The organism is Collinsella sp. AF23-4AC, from assembly GCF_003462685.1.
In the GTDB taxonomy this organism is placed as follows: Bacteria; Actinomycetota; Coriobacteriia; order Coriobacteriales; family Coriobacteriaceae; genus Collinsella.
This window is the reverse complement of record NZ_QRVE01000019.1, coordinates 20,121-38,548: the sequence shown is the minus strand read 5'-3', so window position 1 is coordinate 38,548 and position 18,428 is coordinate 20,121. Positions and strand designations below refer to the sequence as shown.

Here is an 18,428-nt window from a genome sequence, read left to right as displayed (position 1 = left end):
CGCAAAATGGATTCTAAAAAACACCTTGCCAAATAGGAGCGTCAGGACGAAAGTGCCCCGCCGCGCGAAGCGCACGGCGGGGCACTTTCATGTCCGAGGACGTTCTGGGGAGAAGCCCATTACGCCCTCGCGATCCTGCAGGAGTTAAATCCCTTTAGAACTTGTCGTGGAAAGTACGCGAAATGACCTCGTCCTGCTGCTCCTTGGTGAGCGTGTGGAAGTTCACGGCATAGCCGGAAACGCGGATGGTCAGCTGCGGGTACTTCTCGGGGTGAGCCTGAGCATCGAGCAGCGTCTCACGGTTGAAGACGTTGATGTTCAGGTGGTGGCCACCCTTCTCGGCGTAAGCGTCGAGCATGTGGACCAGGTTATCGGCCTGAGTCTCGGAAACTTCAGAAACCTTCATAATGTGTCTCCTTCGATCGATAGGCGCCGGCCGAAACCGGCGCGCTAATCAGTAATCGTTATTGTTAGTATAGCACTAACAATAGTTACTCGCCCAGCTGATCAAGGTCGATATCGCCAAAGAACACCTGGTCCTCCTTGCCGAGCGCACCCGGGATGATGGAGAAGGTGTTGGAGATGCCGTCCTGAGCATCGCGGAACGGGAGCTTGGAAACCGAAGACAGCGAAGCGATGGCGCCGTGGCTATCGCGCTTGTGCATGGGGTTAGCACCCGGGGCGAACGGCTGACCAGCCTTGCGGCCGTCAGGCGTGGAACCGGTCTTCTTACCGTACACGACGTTGGAGGTAATGGTCAGAACCGAGGTCGTGGGCACGGAGTTGCGGTAGGTGTCGTTCATGCGGATGTACTCCATGAACTGGTGCACAACGTCGTGAGCGATCTGGTCGACGCGGTCGTCGTCATTGCCGTACTTGGGGAACTCGCCCTCGGTCTCGAAGTCGACGATGATGCCGTTCTCGTCACGGACGGGGTGGACCTTGGCGTACTTGATGGCGGACAGGGAGTCAGCCACGACGGAAAGGCCAGCGATGCCCGTAGCGAACCAGCGGTGCACGTGCTTGTCGTGCAGAGCCATCTGGATGCGCTCGTAGCAATACTTGTCGTGCATGTAGTGAATGATGTTCAGCGAGTTGACGTACACGCCAGCGAGCCACTTCATCATGTCGTTGTACTTGGCCACAACGTCGTCGTAATCGAGCGTATCGCCCTCGACGGCGCGATACTTGGGGCCGACCTGCTTCTTGGAGACCTCGTCAACACCGCCGTTGAGCGCGTAGAGCAGGCACTTGGCCAGGTTGGCACGGGCGCCGAAGAACTGCATCTCCTTGCCGATGCGCATGGAGGACACGCAGCAGGCGATGCCGTAGTCGTCGCCGTGGTAAACGCGCATGAGGTCGTCGTTCTCGTACTGGATCGAGGAGCTGGCGACAGAAGTCTTGGCGCAGAACTTCTTGAAGTTCTCGGGCAGACGGGTCGACCACAGAATGGTCATGTTGGGCTCGGGGCTGGTGCCCATGTTCTCGAGCGTGTGCAGGTAGCGATAGCTCATCTTGGTAACAAGCGTACGGCCGTCAACACCCATGCCGCCGATGGACTCGGTGACCCACTGCGGATCGCCGGTAAACAGGGCCTGGTACTCGGGGGTACGGGCAAACTTGACCATGCGAAGCTTCATGATGAAGTGATCCACGAACTCCTGGATCTGCTCCTCGGTGAAGGTACCGTTGGCAAGGTCGCGCTCAGCGTAGATGTCAATGAACGTAGAGGTACGGCCGATGGACATAGCAGCGCCGTTCTGCTCCTTGACGGCAGCGAGGTAGGCGAAGTACATCCACTGGATGGCCTCCTGCGTGTTGGTAGCAGGATTGGAAATATCGAAACCATAGGTCTCGGCCATCATCTTGAGCTCGCCGAGGGCGCGGATCTGCTCCTGCAGCTCCTCACGATCGCGGATGTTGTCGGCGGTCATGACCGTCGGGGTGGAAGCCTTCTGGGCCTCCTTGTCCTTGATCAGGTAGTCGACGCCGTACAGGGCAACACGACGGTAGTCGCCGATGATGCGGCCGCGGCCATAGCCATCGGGCAGACCGGTGATGATGTGAGCCGAGCGGCAAGCACGCATTTCGGGGGTGTAGACATCGAAGACGCCAGCGTTGTGGGTCTTGCGCTCGAAGGTGTAGCGCTCGACAACGCTCTCGTCGACCTTGTAGCCGTGCTGGCTGGCAGCCTGGCAAGCGATGCGGATACCACCGTTGACGTGCAGCGCGCGCTTGAGCGGCTTGTCGGTCTGGAGGCCGACGATGGTCTCCTTCTCGCGGTGGGCGTTATCGATGTAGCCAGCGGGGTGGCTCACGATACCCGTGACAGTCTTGGTGTCCATATCGAGGACACCGCCCTGCTCGCGCTCCTTGAGCAGCAGGTCGAGAACCTCGCCCCACAGCTCCTTGGTACGCTCGGTCGGACCGGCGAGGAACGACTCGTCGCCCTCATAGGGGGTGTAGTTCTTCTGGATGAAGTCTCGGACGTCAACTTCTCCCGTCCAGATGCCTTCCTTGAAGCCTTCCCATGCCTCCTGCATTGTGTAACCACGCTCCTAGTTACGTGTAATGCGGCGCTCTCTCACACCGCTGCTTATTGAATTCTTGAATTATCGGCTTGCACTACCGGCTTCTTCCGTTCTTCACCACACGTTGGTACAGGGAAAAACGTTTGTCCACCTTGGAACTGCAACCCAAAACCCAAGATTTCACCCGTTTGAGAAGGATAACATAGCCACCCCCTTCATCAGGGCTGTTATATGTTTCTTTTTTTATACCATTAGGGCGTTTTTAACAAATCCGCAGGAAATGCGAGCGCGAGCAACTACCGTTCACCGATTTGTTTGGTATTTTTCCTTGCCTTTGTACGACGTTCGCTCTAGCTGTTATGCCAGCTTTAGCAGAGTAAAGTGCCTCTGAGTAGGCTTTGGGACATGCCTTACGATCTACCCCTTACTTTGCTGATACCGACGGTGTACGGAGGTCGCCTAAAGGTTGTTTTCTAGGCATGACCCAAAATCTACCGTATAGGGTGCGCGTGCAAGGGTATCATCTTTCACCGAAAATAGTTTCTAGTGTTAGGGGTTTTCGGTGGAAGATACCGATTTCCATGAGCTTGGACGTCAGCTCCTTACTGAGTTTGGCGGCATTCACCAGCGCGTTTCGCGCTTTGTGGACAAAGTTCTCAGCGGCGAGATGGCCGTCATGCGCGCCCTCATGCTCGCTGGCGGTTCGCTCACGCCGAGCGAACTCGCTGATCGTGCCTGGGTCTCGAGCGCCCGCATCGCCAATATCTTGCGCGCCCTCGAGGCCAAGGGTTGGATTGAGCGCGAGCATTCAAAGACCGACCGTCGTCGCGTACACGTCATAGTGACCGACAAGGGATTCCAGGATCTCGAAATCAAACGCCGGGAATTCGAGGAGCGCACCGCGGCTTTCCTCGAGCAGCTCGGCGAAACAGATACCCAAGAGATGGTGCGCCTTCTAAGACGTGCCAACGAAATTATCGACCGCAATCAAGAAAGGAGAGATGCCGAGTGAGGATTCTCAAGCTCTTTAAAAAGCATGTCCTGGCACTGTTCGCAGCTATCGTACTTATCGTAATCAGCTGCAACGCCGACCTGGCGCTGCCTACCTATATGAGCGACATCGTCGACGTGGGCGTGCAGCAAGGCGGCATTGCCTCGCCCGTGCCCGACACCATTCGCGCCGAATCGCTCGACGACCTCGAACTCTTTATGCGCGCCAAGGACGCCAAAGCTGTGGAGGCCGTGTTTGGCAAGGCAGACAAGAACGGCATTCGAACGTACAAGGGCACCGAGGAAGAGCGTGCCGACGGCAGCAAGATTGCCGACATTATGAGCCTGCCTGAGACCGTCGTGCTCGCCTTCAACCAGGGCATCGACGCCGACTCCATGGGCGACATGACCGGCACGTCCAGCGAGAAAGACAGCGACGCCGCTCAGGCCATGCCCACGCCCGAGCAAATGGCGGCGATGACGCCCGAGCAGCTCGCCGAGATGCAGCAGAAGGCCGCAGCGGCGCAGAATATGCAAAAGCAGATTGATGCCGACGGCGGTAAGATCACCATGAAGGGTCTGCGTCTAGGCGTTGAAGGCGGCCTAATCGACCAGGGCAAGCTCGTCGAGGGCGCCAACGATATGGCGGACAAAATGGGCTCCATGTCGGGCTCCATCGTGACCCAACGCGCCGTGAGCTATGTGCAGGACGAGTACAAGGCACAGGGCATCGACCCCGCCGACGTGCAGAACGCCTACCTGGGCCGCATGGCGACCACGATGTTTGGGCTGTGTCTGGTGTCGCTGGTCGCCACCATCCTGACCGGTGCCGTTGCTTCGCGCACTGCCTGCTCCATCGCCCGCGACCTGCGCCGCGAGACCTTCAACAAGGTTATGCACTTCTCGCCGGCCGAGGTGGGCAAGTTTAGCCAGGCCTCGCTCATCACCCGCTGCACCAATGACATTCAGCAGATCCAGATGGCCGCAACCCTGTTTATCCGCATGTGTCTGATGGCCCCCGTCATGGGCATCGTCGCCGTCATGCGCGTCCTGGCCAACCATACCGGCCTGGAGTGGACCATCGCCGTTGCCATCATCGCGGTCTCGGCCGTCGTCGGCGTGCTCATGGGCCTCACCATGCCCAAGTTCAAAAAGATGCAAAGTTACGTGGACCGTGTGAACCTTACCGCCCGCGAGCTGCTCGACGGCCTTATGCCTATCCGCTCGTTCAACCGCGAGGAGCATGAGCTCGAGCGTTTTGACAAGGCTTCGCTCGACCTGATGACCACGCAGCTCTACACCAACCGAGCCATGAGCTTTATGATGCCGCTCATGATGCTGGTCATGAACTGCATCACCGTGCTTATCGTCTGGTTTGGCGCGCAGGGCGTGTCCGACGGCGTGATGCAGGTCGGCAACATGATGGCGTTTATCTCCTACACCATGCAGATCGTCATGGCGTTTATGATCCTCACCATGGTTTCGGTCATCCTGCCCCGCGCCGAGGTCGCAGCCGAGCGCGTAGAAGAGGTCATCACTTGTCCCACGAGCATCAACGACCCTGCCTCGCCCAAACTGCCCGCGACCAGCGCGTCACGCGGTGAGCTCACCTTCCGCGACGTGAGCTTCCAGTATCCCGATGCCCGCGCCGATGTCATCAGCGGCGTGAACTTCACCACGCATGCCGGTCAGATGCTCGGCATCATTGGCTCCACGGGCTCGGGCAAGTCCACGCTCGTGCAGCTGATTCCGCGCCTGTACGACGTCACAGGCGGCAGCATTTCACTCGACGGCATCGACGTGCGTGACATGACCCTTTCCGAGCTACGCCGCCGTATTGGTTATATCCCGCAGCAGGGTCGCCTGTTCTCGGGCACCGTCGAGAGCAACCTCAAGTTTGCCGGCGATATGGTGAGTGACGAGGATATGCGCCAGGCGGCACGCGTCGCCCAGGCGGAGGACTTTATCGCCGAGCGCGAGGGCGGCTACGACTCCCCCATCAGCCAGGGCGGATCCAATGTCTCGGGCGGCCAGCGCCAGCGCCTGGCCATCGCCCGCGCGCTGGCCAAAAAGCCCGAGGTCGTGGTGTTCGATGACTCGTTTAGTGCCCTCGACTACAAGACCGACGCGCGCCTGCGCGAGGAGCTGGCCAAAAACGTTACCGACGCCGCACTCGTGGTCGTGGCCCAGCGCATCGCGACCATCATGCACGCCGACCAGATTATCGTGCTCGACGACGGCCACGTGGTGGGCACTGGCACACACGAGGAGCTGCTGCACAGCTGCCCGGCGTACCTGGAGATCGCACAGTCGCAGCTTTCAGCCGAGGAGCTGGGGCTTACCCAAGAAGAAATTGCAGCCGTCATGGAAGGAGGCGAGCGCTAATGGCAGACGAGACCAAGACTCAGATTCCCAAGCCCACCCGCCGGCGCGGTCCTATGGGCCGTATGGGTGGCATGGGCCGCGGCGAAAAGGCCAAGGACTTTAAAGGCACCATGAGGCAGCTGCTCGGCTATATCGGCCAGCACAAGATTGCCGTGTTTGCTGCCGTCGCCTTTGCCGTGTGCTCGGTCATCTTTAACATTGTGGGGCCCAAGGTGCTCGGCCAGGTTACCACCAAACTGTTCGAAGGCCTGGTTGCCAAGGTCAACGGCACCGGCGACGTCGACTTTGCCTGGATCGCCAAGACGCTCGGCTTTTTGCTCTGCCTGTATCTGGCAAGCTCTGTCTGCAGCCTGGTCCAGGGCTGGCTCATGACCGGCGTCACGCAAAAGATCTGCTATCGCATGCGCAAGGAGATCGCCGCCAAGATCGCTGTCGTTCCAATGAGCTACTTCAACGGCCACAGCAAGGGCGACGTGCTCAGCCGCATCACCAACGACGTCGATACGCTGGGCCAGTCGCTCAACCAGAGCGTGACCCAGCTCATCACGTCGGTGACGCAGATTATCGGCGTGCTCGTCATGATGCTGTCGATCAGCCTGCCGCTCACCGGCGTCACCGTGCTCACGCTGCCGGCCGCCGCGATTATCCTGACCGTAATGATTCACTTCTCGCAGCCATACTTCCGAGAGCAGCAGCAGGTTCTGGGTGCCGTCAACGGCATTATCGAGGAGGATTTTGCCGGCCAAAACGTCATTCAGGTGTTCGACCGCGCCGAGGCCTCAATCGAGGAGTTCGACCGTCAAAACGACCGCCTCTTTATTAGTGGCTGGCGCTCGCAGTTCCTGTCGGGCCTGATGATGCCGCTTATGAGCTTGGTGGGCAACATGGGCTACGTGGGCGTCGTCGTGGTGGGCGCGCAGCTCGCACTGACCGGCAATGCCACGCCCGGCGACATCCAGAGCTTTATCCAGTACGTTCGCAACTTTACGCAACCCGTACAGCAGCTGGGCAACGTGAGCAACACGATGCAGTCGATGGCCGCCGCCACCGAGCGTGTGTTTGAGTTCCTTGCCGCGCCCGAAGAGGAGCAGAAGTCCGACGCCCAGATTCCCGAGAAGCGCCCCGGCCACGTGGAGTTTGACCATGTCAAGTTTGGCTACACGCCCGACAAGACCATCATCCACGACTTTAGCTGCGAGGCACAGCCCGGCCAAACCATCGCCATCGTCGGCCCCACCGGCGCCGGCAAGACCACGCTCATCAAGCTGCTGCAGCGCTTCTACGACGTGGACGGCGGTTCACTGCGCGTCGAGGGCGTCGACGTGCGCGACTGGGACCGCGCGGCACTGCGCGGCGAGTTTGCCATGGTGCTGCAGGATACCTGGCTGTTTAACGGCACCATCCGCGAGAACATCCGCTACGGACGCCCCGATGCGAGCGATGCCGAGGTCGAGGCCGCTGCACGCGCCGCACGCTGCGATCACTTTATCCATACGCTCGCCGGCGGCTACGACTTTATGATCAACGAGGAGGGCACTAACCTGTCGCAGGGTCAGCGCCAGCTCGTGACCATTGCCCGTGCCATTTTGGCCGACCGCCCGGCGCTCATTCTGGACGAGGCGACATCCAACGTCGATACCCGCACCGAGGAGCTCATCCAGCGCGCCATGGATGCGCTGATGCAGGGCCGCACGAGCTTTGTCATCGCGCACCGCCTGTCCACGATCCGCAACGCCGACGTGATCTTGGTAATTCGCGACGGCGACATCGTCGAAAAGGGCACGCACGACGAGCTGCTCGCCCAGGGTGGCTTCTACGCCGATCTGTACAACTCGCAGTTCGACGAAGCGGCGTAAAACTGGCGCCAAACAACCGCAATACCCAAAAACGGGGGCGCAGAATGAACTGCGCCCCCGTTTTGTGTCCTTTGGGCCTCGAAACGCCTCCCCTGAGGCCTGATTGACGCTCTCCCTCAAGGCCCCGTGGGCAAAAAATGGCAAAAATGAGTACTGTCACCTTTTTAGTAACAGCCAAAACTGCCCCAAACGACGTCTTTGCGGCCTAGATATTCCTTCAAATTGATCAAAACGCCCGTTAGCAGGCTTCTGCGTGCCAACGTTAATGAACATATTTATCACTTTGTCTATTATCTCGCTAGACGGATATGTTACTAGGTTAGCAACATTACTCATATTTGGCATTTTTTGCCCGCAGGGTGTTTCCTGGGGAACCGACAATAGCCTTAGGGTCCCGCACGACGCCACTCCCTCCCGGTATCCGCCGACGTTCCCCCATATAAAACCTGCCAAAATAAACCTGTCCCTTTTGGCAGGTTTCGGGGTGGCAAGGGCTTGCACTTTAGCATGCGACAGCGGATAATGCCGAACACTCGACAATACGCTTATTGCTCTTTCTATAGATTGAGGAGGCCCCTATGGCCATGGAATTCAAACGCAGGCTGCCGATCCCCATGGAGATCCGCGAGGAAATGCCGCTTTCTGCCGAGCTTACCGCCAAAAAGCAGGCATTTGACGCCGAGGTCGCCAAAGTCTTTACCGGCGAGGACGCACGCAAGGTGCTCATCATCGGCCCGTGCTCTGCCGACCGCGAGGATTCGGTCCTCGAGTACATGAACCGACTGGCCAAGACCGCCGAGGAGGTCAAGGACAAGCTCATCATCATTCCGCGCGTCTACACCAATAAGCCGCGCACCAAGGGCACCGGCTACAAGGGCCTGCTGCACAACCCCAACCCCGAGGCTCCCGACGACCTGCTCGAGGGCGTCAAGGCCATCCGCCATATGCACCTGCGCGTTATTAAGGAAACAGGCTTCTTCACCGCCGACGAGATGCTCTATCCGTCCAACTACCAGTACCTCGTTGACCTGCTGAGCTATGTGGCCGTGGGCGCACGCTCGGTCGAAAACCAGGAGCATCGCCTGGTGTCGAGCGGCATTTCGGTACCCGTCGGCATGAAGAATCCCACTGCCGGTTCCACCACCGTTATGCTCAACTCCATTTACGCCGCGCAGGCGCACCAGAGCTTCATCTTCCGCAACTGGGAGGTCGAGTGCGACGGCAACCCGCTTGCGCACGCCGTTATGCGTGGCTACATCGGTCTCGACGGTCGCACCTACCCCAACTACCACTACGAGCACCTGGAGCGCCTGGCCGAACGCTACACCGAGCACGCCGGCTATGCCAATCCGGCAGCGGTCATCGACTGCAACCACGACAACTCGGGTAAGCGCCCGCTTGAGCAGTATCGCATTTGCAAGGAGGTGCTCGACAGCTGCCGCCGCAACGAGTCCATCTCCAAGCTGGTCAAGGGCTTTATGATCGAGTCCTACCTGGAGGACGGCAACCAGCCGGTCGACGGCGGCGTCTTTGGCAAGTCGATCACCGATCCGTGCCTGGGCTGGGAAAAGACCGACTACCTCATCCACGAGATCGCGGAGCGGATTTAGAGTTACGGCGTTTTACCAAACGCCGTAACGGCTCGACGCTGCAAGCCCGCCAGAGCGGCAATCTGCCTTTCAGCTTCGGCGGCATGACCAGAAGGTCAATGCCGCCTCGCTTCAAGGCACCTTGCTCGCTCTGGCGGGCTTTCGCTGACTTTTGCTCTACCTGCGGTGTTGGCGGGGTAGCTAATTTAGGATGGGGCTCTTTTAGCTGCCCGCAAAGTAGTCATTGGGGACGTTCTTGTTTGACTAGTCGTTTAAGAACGTCCCCAACGACTACCCGGGGGAGTTGCCTTCCCTCGTGGCGGTCTTCTAGCAGAAAAACCAAGTGAGTAGGCTTTTTGCAGAAGGCCGAGCACGCCCCAAAACGACACAGCTCTGACCTACGGTTTTATTGAGCATTTGTCGCGATGTGCTCGGCAGGTTCAAAAAAGTCTACTCACTTGTATCTGAGACGCACCAGATTGGCAAAAACCGCCGCGAAAGGGCCCCTGGTCCCTTCGCGGCGGTCATACGCCTCTGATTTTGCGACGATTTTGCCCGCTTGTTACTCGCTGTAACGGGTGGCGATGGCAGCTTGTACCATGCCGGTGCTCATGAGATAGGTCACCAGGAAGTAGCCACCATAGGCTGCCAGGAAGATTGCACAGGTGAGGCCCACGGTGCCGCCGATGCTCATATTTCCGAAAATGCTCACCAGCTCGATGATCACCTTAAGTGCCACAAAGGAGTGTGCCAGGCCCACTGCCAGCGGGAACAGGAAGAATACCGCTTGCTGCGCCATCACCGAATGGCGAATCTGGCGGTCGTCGCAGCCGATCTGTGCCAGCACACGATAGCTGCGGCTGCCGTCGGCCACGTTGGAGAGTTGCTGGATCGACAGAATCGCCGCGCATGCAACGACCAATACAAAGCCGATGTAGATGGCTAGGTAGCTAATAAGACCGTTCATTTGCGCTGCTTGCACGTACATCTCGGAGCGTGTGATGAAGGTTCCCCACGACCCCGGCTCCTTGCCGTCAACGAGCAGATTGTCGAGCACAGTGTATTTAATACTCTCGTCTGCCTCGGTCGTATCCATCCCCTGTTTGTAGTTAACGAGCAGGCTACTGGAATACGGCTGCAGATTAAGTTGGGACAACAGCTCGTCGGCAACGACGACGGTACCCGGATTACTGCCCATCGCCGAGTTGGCGATGGCCGCCGCATCTTCGTCCGACTTATCGGTTGCGGGCTTGAGCGTATGCCCGCCGAAGGTAAGGGCATGGCCGCCAGCCATATACTTGGTGTACAGGTCGACCAGCTCGCCGCCCATATCACACGTGAGCAGATACTGGTCGTGACCGATGTGCACCGGCTCCTCGCCCATCATCTGACGCAGTTTGTTGTACTGGCTCGCCGGCGTCACAAACAGACCCATCGTATCGGCATTGCTACCCCCGAACGCCTTGGGAAGCTTTTCGCCCATGGCCTTGCACATTTCACTTGGAGTCACCGAAGGATCCGAACCGCCAAGCGGGTAACTCAGATACGAATCGATCTGCACATGCTCACCGGCAACATCGGCAATATTGACCTTCTTGCCGGTCTCGTCGTTGTTGTCCGCCGACTTGCCCTTACGATCGCCGTGCCATGGATCGCCGTGCCATGCGGAGTACAAATCGACCGTACTATCGGCCAGCACCATGCGATCGGCTTCAGACGGATTGATGTACTCTTTGTAGTAGTCGAGCGTATCGGGCGTGTAATAGACATACGTCTGTGACACGTCAACAGGGTTATAGCGCTCCAGGTTCTCGTTCATCACGTTGGCAATCGACATACCGCACGTCACCGAGGTGATGGCCAAAAACAGGAGCATCGCGATGACGCCCATCGAAAAGCACACCGTGTTGACCTTGGCCGCAAGCTGGCGCACGGTAAACATGTTGAGGCCGCGCCAATACACGCCGCGCAGGCTCTGCAGCAGCTTGATGAGCATGCCTGAGAGTCCCCAGAACAGGGCAAAGGTGCCCACGGTAACCATAGCGGTCGTAATACCAAACTGGTTCATGGCCTCTTGCAGCTTGCTGTCCGTCGCGGTTAGCGGGAACCCATCACGTAGCAGACGGTAATAGGCCACGCCCACAAGCGCCACGCCCACGGCAAAGATGGCAATCGCAATCCAGGGGTTGCGTGTCTTGATGCTCTCGTTGCGACGCTCGGCACCCATAAGCTCGATAAGTTTGGTACGACGCACGGCGCGAAGGTTCAGCAGTAGCGTGAGCACAAACATCACGAGCATGCAGACAAGGGTCAGGTTGAACGCATGCACCGAGAAAAAGAAGTGGAAATTGGCGATCTGCGTCTTAAAGAGCGAGGCCGTAAAGAACGTCATGAGCTGGGAGAGTCCCACACCCAGCACAATGCCGGCGACAAAGGCGCCGACCGAGACAATCACCGTCTCGAGCGCCATGATCGTGGCGACGCGCCCGCGCCCCATGCCGAGCACCTGGTACAGGCCAAACTCCTTCTTGCGGCGTTTCATGATGAAGTTATTGGCATACACCATTAAAAAGGCCATGACACCGGCCAAAAAGTACGTCAGGTCGCCGAGCATGCTGCCCATTACCTGCGCCAAGCCTTTTTCATCGATTCCGGCGATGTCGACCTGCATCGAGATGGTGTTAAAGGCATAGAAGACCGTGACACCCAGGGTGAGCGTCAAAAGGTAGACGAGGTAGTCGCGGCCGGCGCGGCGGACGTTGCCCCAAGCGAGTTTACAGAGCATCGGAGCCCTCACCTCCCATCATGGCAACGACCTCCATAATGCGGTCGAAGAACTCGCGACGGTCGGTGTCGCCGCGGCGCAGCTCAGTGAAGATCTTGCCGTCGCGAATAAACAGCACACGACTCGTGTAGCTGGCGGCAAAGCTGTCGTGCGTGACCATGAGCACGGTGGCGCGCAGGCGGCGATTGAGGGCCTCCAGGCTCTCGAGCAGCAGGCGAGCGCTCTTGGAATCGAGGGCACCGGTGGGCTCGTCGGCCATGATCATGGTAGGGTCGGTGACAAGCGCACGAGCCGCGGCGACGCGCTGCTGCTGACCGCCGGACATCTGGTAGGGATACTTGTCGAGCACCTGACTGATGGACAGGCGCGCTGCCACATCCTGCATGCGGGTCGAGATCTCTGCCGAGTTTGTGCGGGCGATGGTGAGCGGCAGGGCGATGTTCTCGCGTGCCGTGAGCGTATCGAGCAGGTTGGAGTCCTGGAAGATAAAGCCGAGTTCCTCGCGGCGGAACTGCGAAAGCTTAGCCTGCTTCATGCGCGTTACGTCCTGGCCGTTGATGCGGATCGTGCCGCTTGTGGCGCTATCGATGGTCGACACGCAGTTGAGCAACGTCGACTTGCCCGAGCCCGAAGCGCCCATGATGCCAACAAATTCGCCGCGGTTGACGGTAAAGCTGACGTCGTTGAGCGCGCGGGTCACGTTGCCCAGCGCTCCGTATACCTTTTCGAGATGCGCGGCCTCCAGTACCGGGGTCGCCATGTGCGTGGTTTGCATACCGAGTCCTTTCTTGCAATTAGTCTACGGCATCTATAGTCGCAAGAAGACGAGTCGGCTACCATCGATATGGCTTACGCTTGCCTTACCGTTGTGTAAGGTACGCGTAGCTACCCTGCCACGTGTTGATGTTGAGAGAGGACTCCTGTTGAAGACTGTTCATGTTGCCGCTGGGATCATTCGCAAGGAAGGATCCGACGAGCTACTGGCCGTGCAGCGCGGCTATGGCGACATGCAGGGACTTTGGGAGTTCCCCGGTGGCAAGCTCATGCGCGGCGAGACGCCCGAGGACGCCGTATGCCGCGAGCTCATGGAAGAGCTGCAGGTCAAAGTCACCAACCTGCGCGATTTCTATACCGTTGAGTATGACTACCCCGATTTTCATCTCTCCATGGAGTGCTACTACTGCTCGCTCGCCGATGAATCCGATGAGCCTCAGAAGCACGACCGCCAGCTCGATATCCGCTGGATTCCGCGCACCTCGCTTGCCACGGTGGAATGGATGCCCGCCGACAAGGGGCTTATCGATGCCCTGATTGAGCTGAAGGAAGATCGGCTTGAGGCCAACAGCACTGCCAAAGATGCCAAGGCCGCCACGACCGAACACCCCGCCGCCAAACCCAAGCGCGCACCTAAGCGCCGCAGCAAAAAGCGTCCCAAGCCCGGTCTGCTCGACGGCATCGATACCTCGGACCTCTCCGCTGACGAGCGCGAACTGGTCCGCCGTCGCGCCGCCATCAAAAAGTCCATGAAGGGCAACAAGCGCGCCAACACCAAGCCCGAGCTGCTCGTTCGCCAGCGCCTGCGCGCAGCGGGCCTTACGGGTTATCGCTTGGAATGGAAGGTTCCCGGCAAGCCCGACATTGCCTTTCCCGGGCGCAAGATCGCCATCTTCGTCAACGGCTGCTTTTGGCACCGCTGTCCTAAGTGCAATCCAAGCCAGCCCAAGCGCAACGTTGAGTTTTGGGAGGCAAAGTTCCGTCGCAACGTCGAGCGCGACCGTGCTGCTGTGACAGCACTCACTCAAATGGGCTGGACACCCATAACCATCTGGGAATGCGAGCTCAAAAAAGACCGCATCGACGCCACGATGGAAAAGGTCATCGAGCAGGTGCGCGCCGCAGAGCCGCAGCGCTAACAGTGAGCATTCACACGCTCCGCACGTCCGCGCCACATCCACGTCACAAACCTTAGAAAGCCCTTAAGCCCAAAACCTTTCAAGAGTGTTACCCGATAGCTTTGACCTGCGGTTTCATCACAACGTCAAACCTCATTAAGCTTTTCTTTAGCGATTCTTTGCAACAGCCGCGGCATAATACTGCCAACGCACGGGACCTAGCAGCACACCCCGTGCGCAACCTTTTGGTGGACATCGAGGAGGCCGCATAAGCATGCATTCTTCCAACGACGCAGCACAGCAGCCATCCCTAACACATGCAGACCTTTTCTCCTTCCCCCCGACACAGAGAAACGGCCTCCTCGACTCCCCCACCACAAAAGCCAAACGCTCAACCGACCAGAGCCACAACTTGCGAGCATCGTTCGAAAAGCTCCAAGCATCCCTAGACAAGGCGTTCCCCGAACAGGCAAGAGCAATCTAAGCCCATCGCGCTTTATACTGATGCCATGCGAAACATGGATCACATAGAATTGCACCGCGGAGGACGCGAGGAAGCTTTTCCCGAGACCGCCGAAGACTGGCCCTATATTGCCGAACGCGCAGAATTCGCTCGCTATCCGGGCAATTCCATCCCCTGGCACTGGCATTCCGAAGTTGAGCTTTTCTACATGGAGCAGGGAGCGATTGACTATCGAACGCGCGCGGCTCATGAGCACGTACGCTTTGAGGAAGGGTCCGCCGGCTTTATCAACGGCGGCGTTTTGCACAGCACGCTGCAATCACCCAATTCGGCGCCAGCTATTCAAATGCTGCATATCTTTCAGCCGTCGATGCTCGGCGATCCCGCGGGACGTCTCCAAAAGCGCTACATCAACCCATTGCTTCAATGTCGAGGCGTCGATGTGCTCAAATGGTCGCCCACCAATCCCGACGATATGCCCTTTATTGATTTGCTGAAGAGCTCCTTTAGCCACGACCTTCAACGGCCGCAGAACGAGATGGCGCTTCGAAATAGTTTGTCAGAGCTCTGGATTCAGATTAACGCCAAGGCCGAACCGCTCTTTTCCTCCGACAACGCCTCTTGGATGACCAACCGCGACGTACAGTTCAAGGCAATCCTGGACTATATCCGCGCAAACTATGCAGCCGCTATAGATGTGCCCCAGATGGCATCTGCAGCCGGCGTAAGCGAAAGAGAGTGTTACCGCATTATCGAAGCTTGCGCAGGAACGACCCCGGCGGCATATCTGCGTGCATACCGCGTAAACCGTGCTTGCGAACTTTTGGCACACACCACGCGAACGGTCCAGACAGTCGCGCGCCAATGCGGCTTTGCGACAGCAAGCCATCTTGGCCAGGTATTTAAAGAACAAATGGGATGCACTCCTTCGAGCTATCGAGCAGCGAGGCAGAATCTCGATAGCACCAGGCAGAAATCCCGCTAGCCCTTCTTCTGTCACTGCATCAAACTTGCAGGCAAACAACAGAGAGGAGCAATCATATGAAGCACTTTGACCATATCGTATTTGACGTTGATGGGACATTGGCAGATACAGAAGAAAGCGTTCTGTCATCGCTTGTCCAGATTGTCCAAGAAGAGACCAGCAAAACGCTCCCCCGACACGAGCTTGATTTTGCCCTCGGCATACCCGGCAAGGATGCCCTTGAGAAACTTGGGATCTACTCGCAGGCAACGTTGGATCGCTGGTGCCAAGTTGCCGCCAGCTTTAAAAGCACCATCAGCGTGTTTCCAGGTTTGCTTGAAGTCATCGCAACACTCGCCGACAACGGCTGCAAACTTGGCATCGTCTCCTCACGTGCGCGCGACGAATACGCAGAAGAAATTGCACCCCTTGGCTTCGATAAGTATTTTGAGCACATCATCCTTGTCGAAGACACAACCGAACATAAACCCGCACCCGCTCCCATGCTCGAATATCTCCGGCGTACGGGCGCGAATCCTGGCAACGTCGTCTACGTTGGCGACACCGTCTACGACGAACAATGCGCAACTTCGGCAGGGGTCAGTTTTGCCAGAGCGGCATGGGGATCACACCAAGACATCCCAAATGCCACCTACAACCTCGAAACCCCCAACGACCTGTTAACCCTAACAACCAAATAACCCACGCGTCCCACCCTTTCAGTCCCAACGCCACAAGGGCGACGACCTCGAGTAGGTCAACCTGGGAGGGACGAGGGCTTAGTTCCCCAATCTTTCCGCAGGGGGCAAAAAGCCTCGCCGCACGAAGTGCGCAGCGAGGCTTTTTGCATGCCCGAGGACGATTGGGGAACTAAGCCCTCGTCCCTCCCCGGGATATGTAGCGAGTCAGAGTACCCTTGCTGTTACTCTGCTTTGCCCACAGAGTTGAGGTTGGTCATGCGGATCTTAACCAGCTCGGTAATCTCACGCATGCCCTCCTTGGCCGGCTTCTTGGGGTCGAAGCAGGCGGGGTTCTCGGCCATGTAGGCCATGAAGCCCTTGGTGTAGGCCTGACGCAGCTCAGTGGCGTAGTTGACCTTGCAGATGCCGTTCTTCACGGCCTCGGCGACCTGCTCATCGGGCACACCGGAAGTGCCGTGCAGAACCAGCGGCACGTCGACGGCGTCGCGGATGGCCTTGACCACGGACTGCTCGATGTGAGGATCGCTCGTGTACACGCCGTGGCTGGTGCCAACGCCAATGGCCAGCGAGGTGCAGCCGGTGCGCTCGACGAACTCCTTGGCCTCGGCCGGATCGGTGTAGGGGCTCTCGCCCTCAACCGCGGGACCGTCGTCCTCCTTGCCGCCAACCTTGCCAAGCTCGGCCTCGACGGGCACACCCATGGCGCGGCCAGCGTCGGCGACGGACTTGGTCAGGGCGATGTTGTCCTCGAAGGACTCGTGCGAACCGTCGATCATGACAGAGGTGTAGCCAGTGCGGAAAGCCTGCATGCAGCGGTCATAGCCATCGCCATGATCGAGGTGCAGGGCGACGGGCACGGAAGCGCGCTCGGCGGCAGCCTTGACCATGCCGTAGAAGTAGTCCAGACCAGCGGTCTTGATGGTGCCCGGGGTGGTCTGCATGATGACGGGGGACTTGGTCTCCTCGGCAGCGGCCAGAACGGCCATAACAAACTCGAGGTTCTCGACGTTGAACGCGCCAACGGCGTAATGGCCGGCCTGAGCGTCCTTGAGCATCTTTTCGGTGGTAACAAGTGCCATGAGCGTTTGCTCCTCTCCCTCGCCCGCATCTGGACATCGGGCGTACGTGTCCGCAAGGCGTTTTACCTTGCGTTTTGCTGCGTCCATTGTATGAAATTCAGCGGCTTTGCATGTGCGAGATATTGAGCCCATGCAGGTCAATACAGTCGTTTTTGAAAAGTAAACGGAAGGAATTGGAGCCGAGTGGGCGTATTCGATATTGAATTTTGGGCGTTCAGCGTCTTTCTTTTATAGAAAAGATAAGTAATCGAAAGGCGTTTTCTTACTCAAAAAGAAAATGAACGAAAATAGACTCAACACAATTCCTACAAATTTAGCCGAGAATGGAGCAGCTATGGCCCATGCGACAACCCGAGCCTTCGCCGATGAGCGTCGTGCCGCCATCATGGAGATGCTCGAGCATAACGCCTCGGTGCAGGTGGCAGAAATCGCCCAGACCTTTGGCGTATCCTCTGTCACCGCTCGCGCCGACCTGGACTCACTCGCCGAGTCCGGCAAGTTGCGCCGCACGCATGGTGGCGCCGTGTCTCTCCAGAAGCGACTGACCGTATCCACCCAGGATCGCCGCATCAACGTCAATGTCGCCGCCAAGCAGGCCATCGCGCAAAGCGCCATCGAGCTCGTCGGCAATGGCGACACGCTGCTTGTCGACTCGGGCACCACGGCGCTCGAGTTCGTCCGGCTCCTCGATCAGCGCGACGGCATCACCGTCATCACGGCCGACATTACCATCGCCGATTACATCGACGAGAGCATGCCCTCGGTCGATGTCGTCATGCTGGGTGGGGCACTGCGCAAAGGTCATCGCTATCTGTACGGTCCACTTACCATGCAGGCGCTCCAAATGGTCCACGCCGATCTGGCCGTCATGTGCCCCGGCGCTTTTGTCCCCCGCTGCGGCTTTACGACCGACTTTCCCCAAATGGCCGAGACCAAAACGGCTATGATCGCCGCAGCCCATCAAAGCGTCGCCCTCATGGACGCCAGCAAGGTTAACGGACGCGGCATGTACCGCTTTGCCGAGCTGGCAGATGTCGACACCATCGTGATGGACCGTGACCCCGATCATGCCGTTGCCACCTCAATCGCCGAGATCGTCGACGACGCCCGCCCAAATCTCCTCATCGCTGGCGCTTAAACAAAAACCACCACAAAGGTGCCTGTCCCCTTTGTGGTGGTTGAGCGTTAAAAGC

The 18,428-nt window shown here is 58.4% G+C and carries 13 protein-coding genes; 8 read left to right on the top strand and 5 right to left on the bottom strand.

The window, feature by feature from the left end; genetic code table 11:
- Positions 1-154: 154 nt before the first annotated feature.
- Both grcA3 and pflB read right to left on the bottom strand, forming a co-directional pair.
- Positions 155-406, bottom strand: coding sequence for an autonomous glycyl radical cofactor GrcA3 (gene grcA3, locus DWY05_RS08740; RefSeq protein ID WP_117583521.1), 252 nt, complete (start codon positions 404-406; stop codon positions 155-157).
- An 85-nt stretch (positions 407-491) separates the two neighbouring features.
- Positions 492-2,543 carry a formate C-acetyltransferase gene (pflB, locus tag DWY05_RS08735; RefSeq protein WP_117821381.1) on the bottom strand — a complete coding sequence of 684 codons (2,052 nt, stop codon included), beginning with the start codon at positions 2,541-2,543 and terminating at the stop codon, positions 492-494.
- Positions 2,544-3,093: 550 nt separating this feature from the next.
- On the opposite strand from pflB, the gene DWY05_RS08730 reads away from it, so the two are divergent.
- The 4 genes from DWY05_RS08730 to DWY05_RS08715 all read left to right on the top strand — a co-directional run bounded on the left by DWY05_RS08730 (position 3,094) and on the right by DWY05_RS08715 (position 9,372).
- Positions 3,094-3,543, top strand: a complete 450-nt coding sequence (locus DWY05_RS08730) for a MarR family winged helix-turn-helix transcriptional regulator (RefSeq protein WP_117821380.1) — start codon at positions 3,094-3,096, stop codon at positions 3,541-3,543.
- Positions 3,540-5,906 (top strand): ABC transporter ATP-binding protein, encoded by a 2,367-nt coding sequence (locus tag DWY05_RS08725; RefSeq protein WP_117821379.1) that lies wholly within the window; start codon positions 3,540-3,542, stop codon positions 5,904-5,906. Before DWY05_RS08730 ends, DWY05_RS08725 begins: the two co-directional genes overlap by 4 nt.
- Positions 5,906-7,762: an ABC transporter ATP-binding protein gene (locus DWY05_RS08720; RefSeq protein ID WP_117821378.1), complete on the top strand. Its 1,857-nt coding sequence runs from the start codon at positions 5,906-5,908 to the stop codon at positions 7,760-7,762. Before DWY05_RS08725 ends, DWY05_RS08720 begins: the two co-directional genes overlap by 1 nt.
- A 578-nt stretch (positions 7,763-8,340) precedes the next feature.
- Positions 8,341-9,372 (top strand): 3-deoxy-7-phosphoheptulonate synthase, encoded by a 1,032-nt coding sequence (locus DWY05_RS08715; protein WP_117821377.1) that lies wholly within the window; start codon positions 8,341-8,343, stop codon positions 9,370-9,372.
- A 541-nt stretch (positions 9,373-9,913) separates the two neighbouring features.
- On the opposite strand, the gene DWY05_RS08710 is transcribed toward DWY05_RS08715, so the two are convergent.
- Positions 9,914-12,136, bottom strand: coding sequence for an ABC transporter permease (locus DWY05_RS08710; RefSeq protein WP_117821376.1), 2,223 nt, complete (start codon positions 12,134-12,136; stop codon positions 9,914-9,916).
- The gene (locus DWY05_RS08705) at positions 12,126-12,911 is read right to left on the bottom strand and encodes an ABC transporter ATP-binding protein (protein WP_117821375.1); all 786 of its coding nucleotides are present in this window, start codon (positions 12,909-12,911) and stop codon (positions 12,126-12,128) included. Before DWY05_RS08705 ends, DWY05_RS08710 begins: the two co-directional genes overlap by 11 nt.
- Positions 12,912-13,059: 148 nt before the next feature.
- Between DWY05_RS08705 and vsr the strand changes: the two genes are divergently transcribed.
- The 3 genes from vsr (at position 13,060) to DWY05_RS08685 (ending at position 16,156) form a co-directional block, all read left to right on the top strand.
- On the top strand, positions 13,060-14,049 hold the full coding sequence (vsr, locus tag DWY05_RS08700) for a DNA mismatch endonuclease Vsr (RefSeq protein WP_117821374.1): 990 nt from the start codon (positions 13,060-13,062) through the stop codon (positions 14,047-14,049).
- Positions 14,050-14,546: 497 nt separating this feature from the next.
- Positions 14,547-15,476: an AraC family transcriptional regulator gene (locus DWY05_RS08690; protein WP_158558727.1), complete on the top strand. Its 930-nt coding sequence runs from the start codon at positions 14,547-14,549 to the stop codon at positions 15,474-15,476.
- A 56-nt stretch (positions 15,477-15,532) separates the two neighbouring features.
- Positions 15,533-16,156, top strand: coding sequence for an HAD family hydrolase (locus tag DWY05_RS08685; protein WP_117821372.1), 624 nt, complete (start codon positions 15,533-15,535; stop codon positions 16,154-16,156).
- Positions 16,157-16,377: 221 nt separating this feature from the next.
- Here the strand turns inward: DWY05_RS08685 and DWY05_RS08680 are convergent, their stop codons facing one another.
- Positions 16,378-17,235 carry a class II fructose-bisphosphate aldolase gene (locus DWY05_RS08680; protein ID WP_022095149.1) on the bottom strand — a complete coding sequence of 286 codons (858 nt, stop codon included), beginning with the start codon at positions 17,233-17,235 and terminating at the stop codon, positions 16,378-16,380.
- A gap of 334 nt (positions 17,236-17,569) precedes the next feature.
- On the opposite strand from DWY05_RS08680, the gene DWY05_RS08675 reads away from it, so the two are divergent.
- Positions 17,570-18,373, top strand: coding sequence for a DeoR/GlpR family DNA-binding transcription regulator (locus DWY05_RS08675; protein ID WP_117821371.1), 804 nt, complete (start codon positions 17,570-17,572; stop codon positions 18,371-18,373).
- Positions 18,374-18,428: the final 55 nt, after the last annotated feature.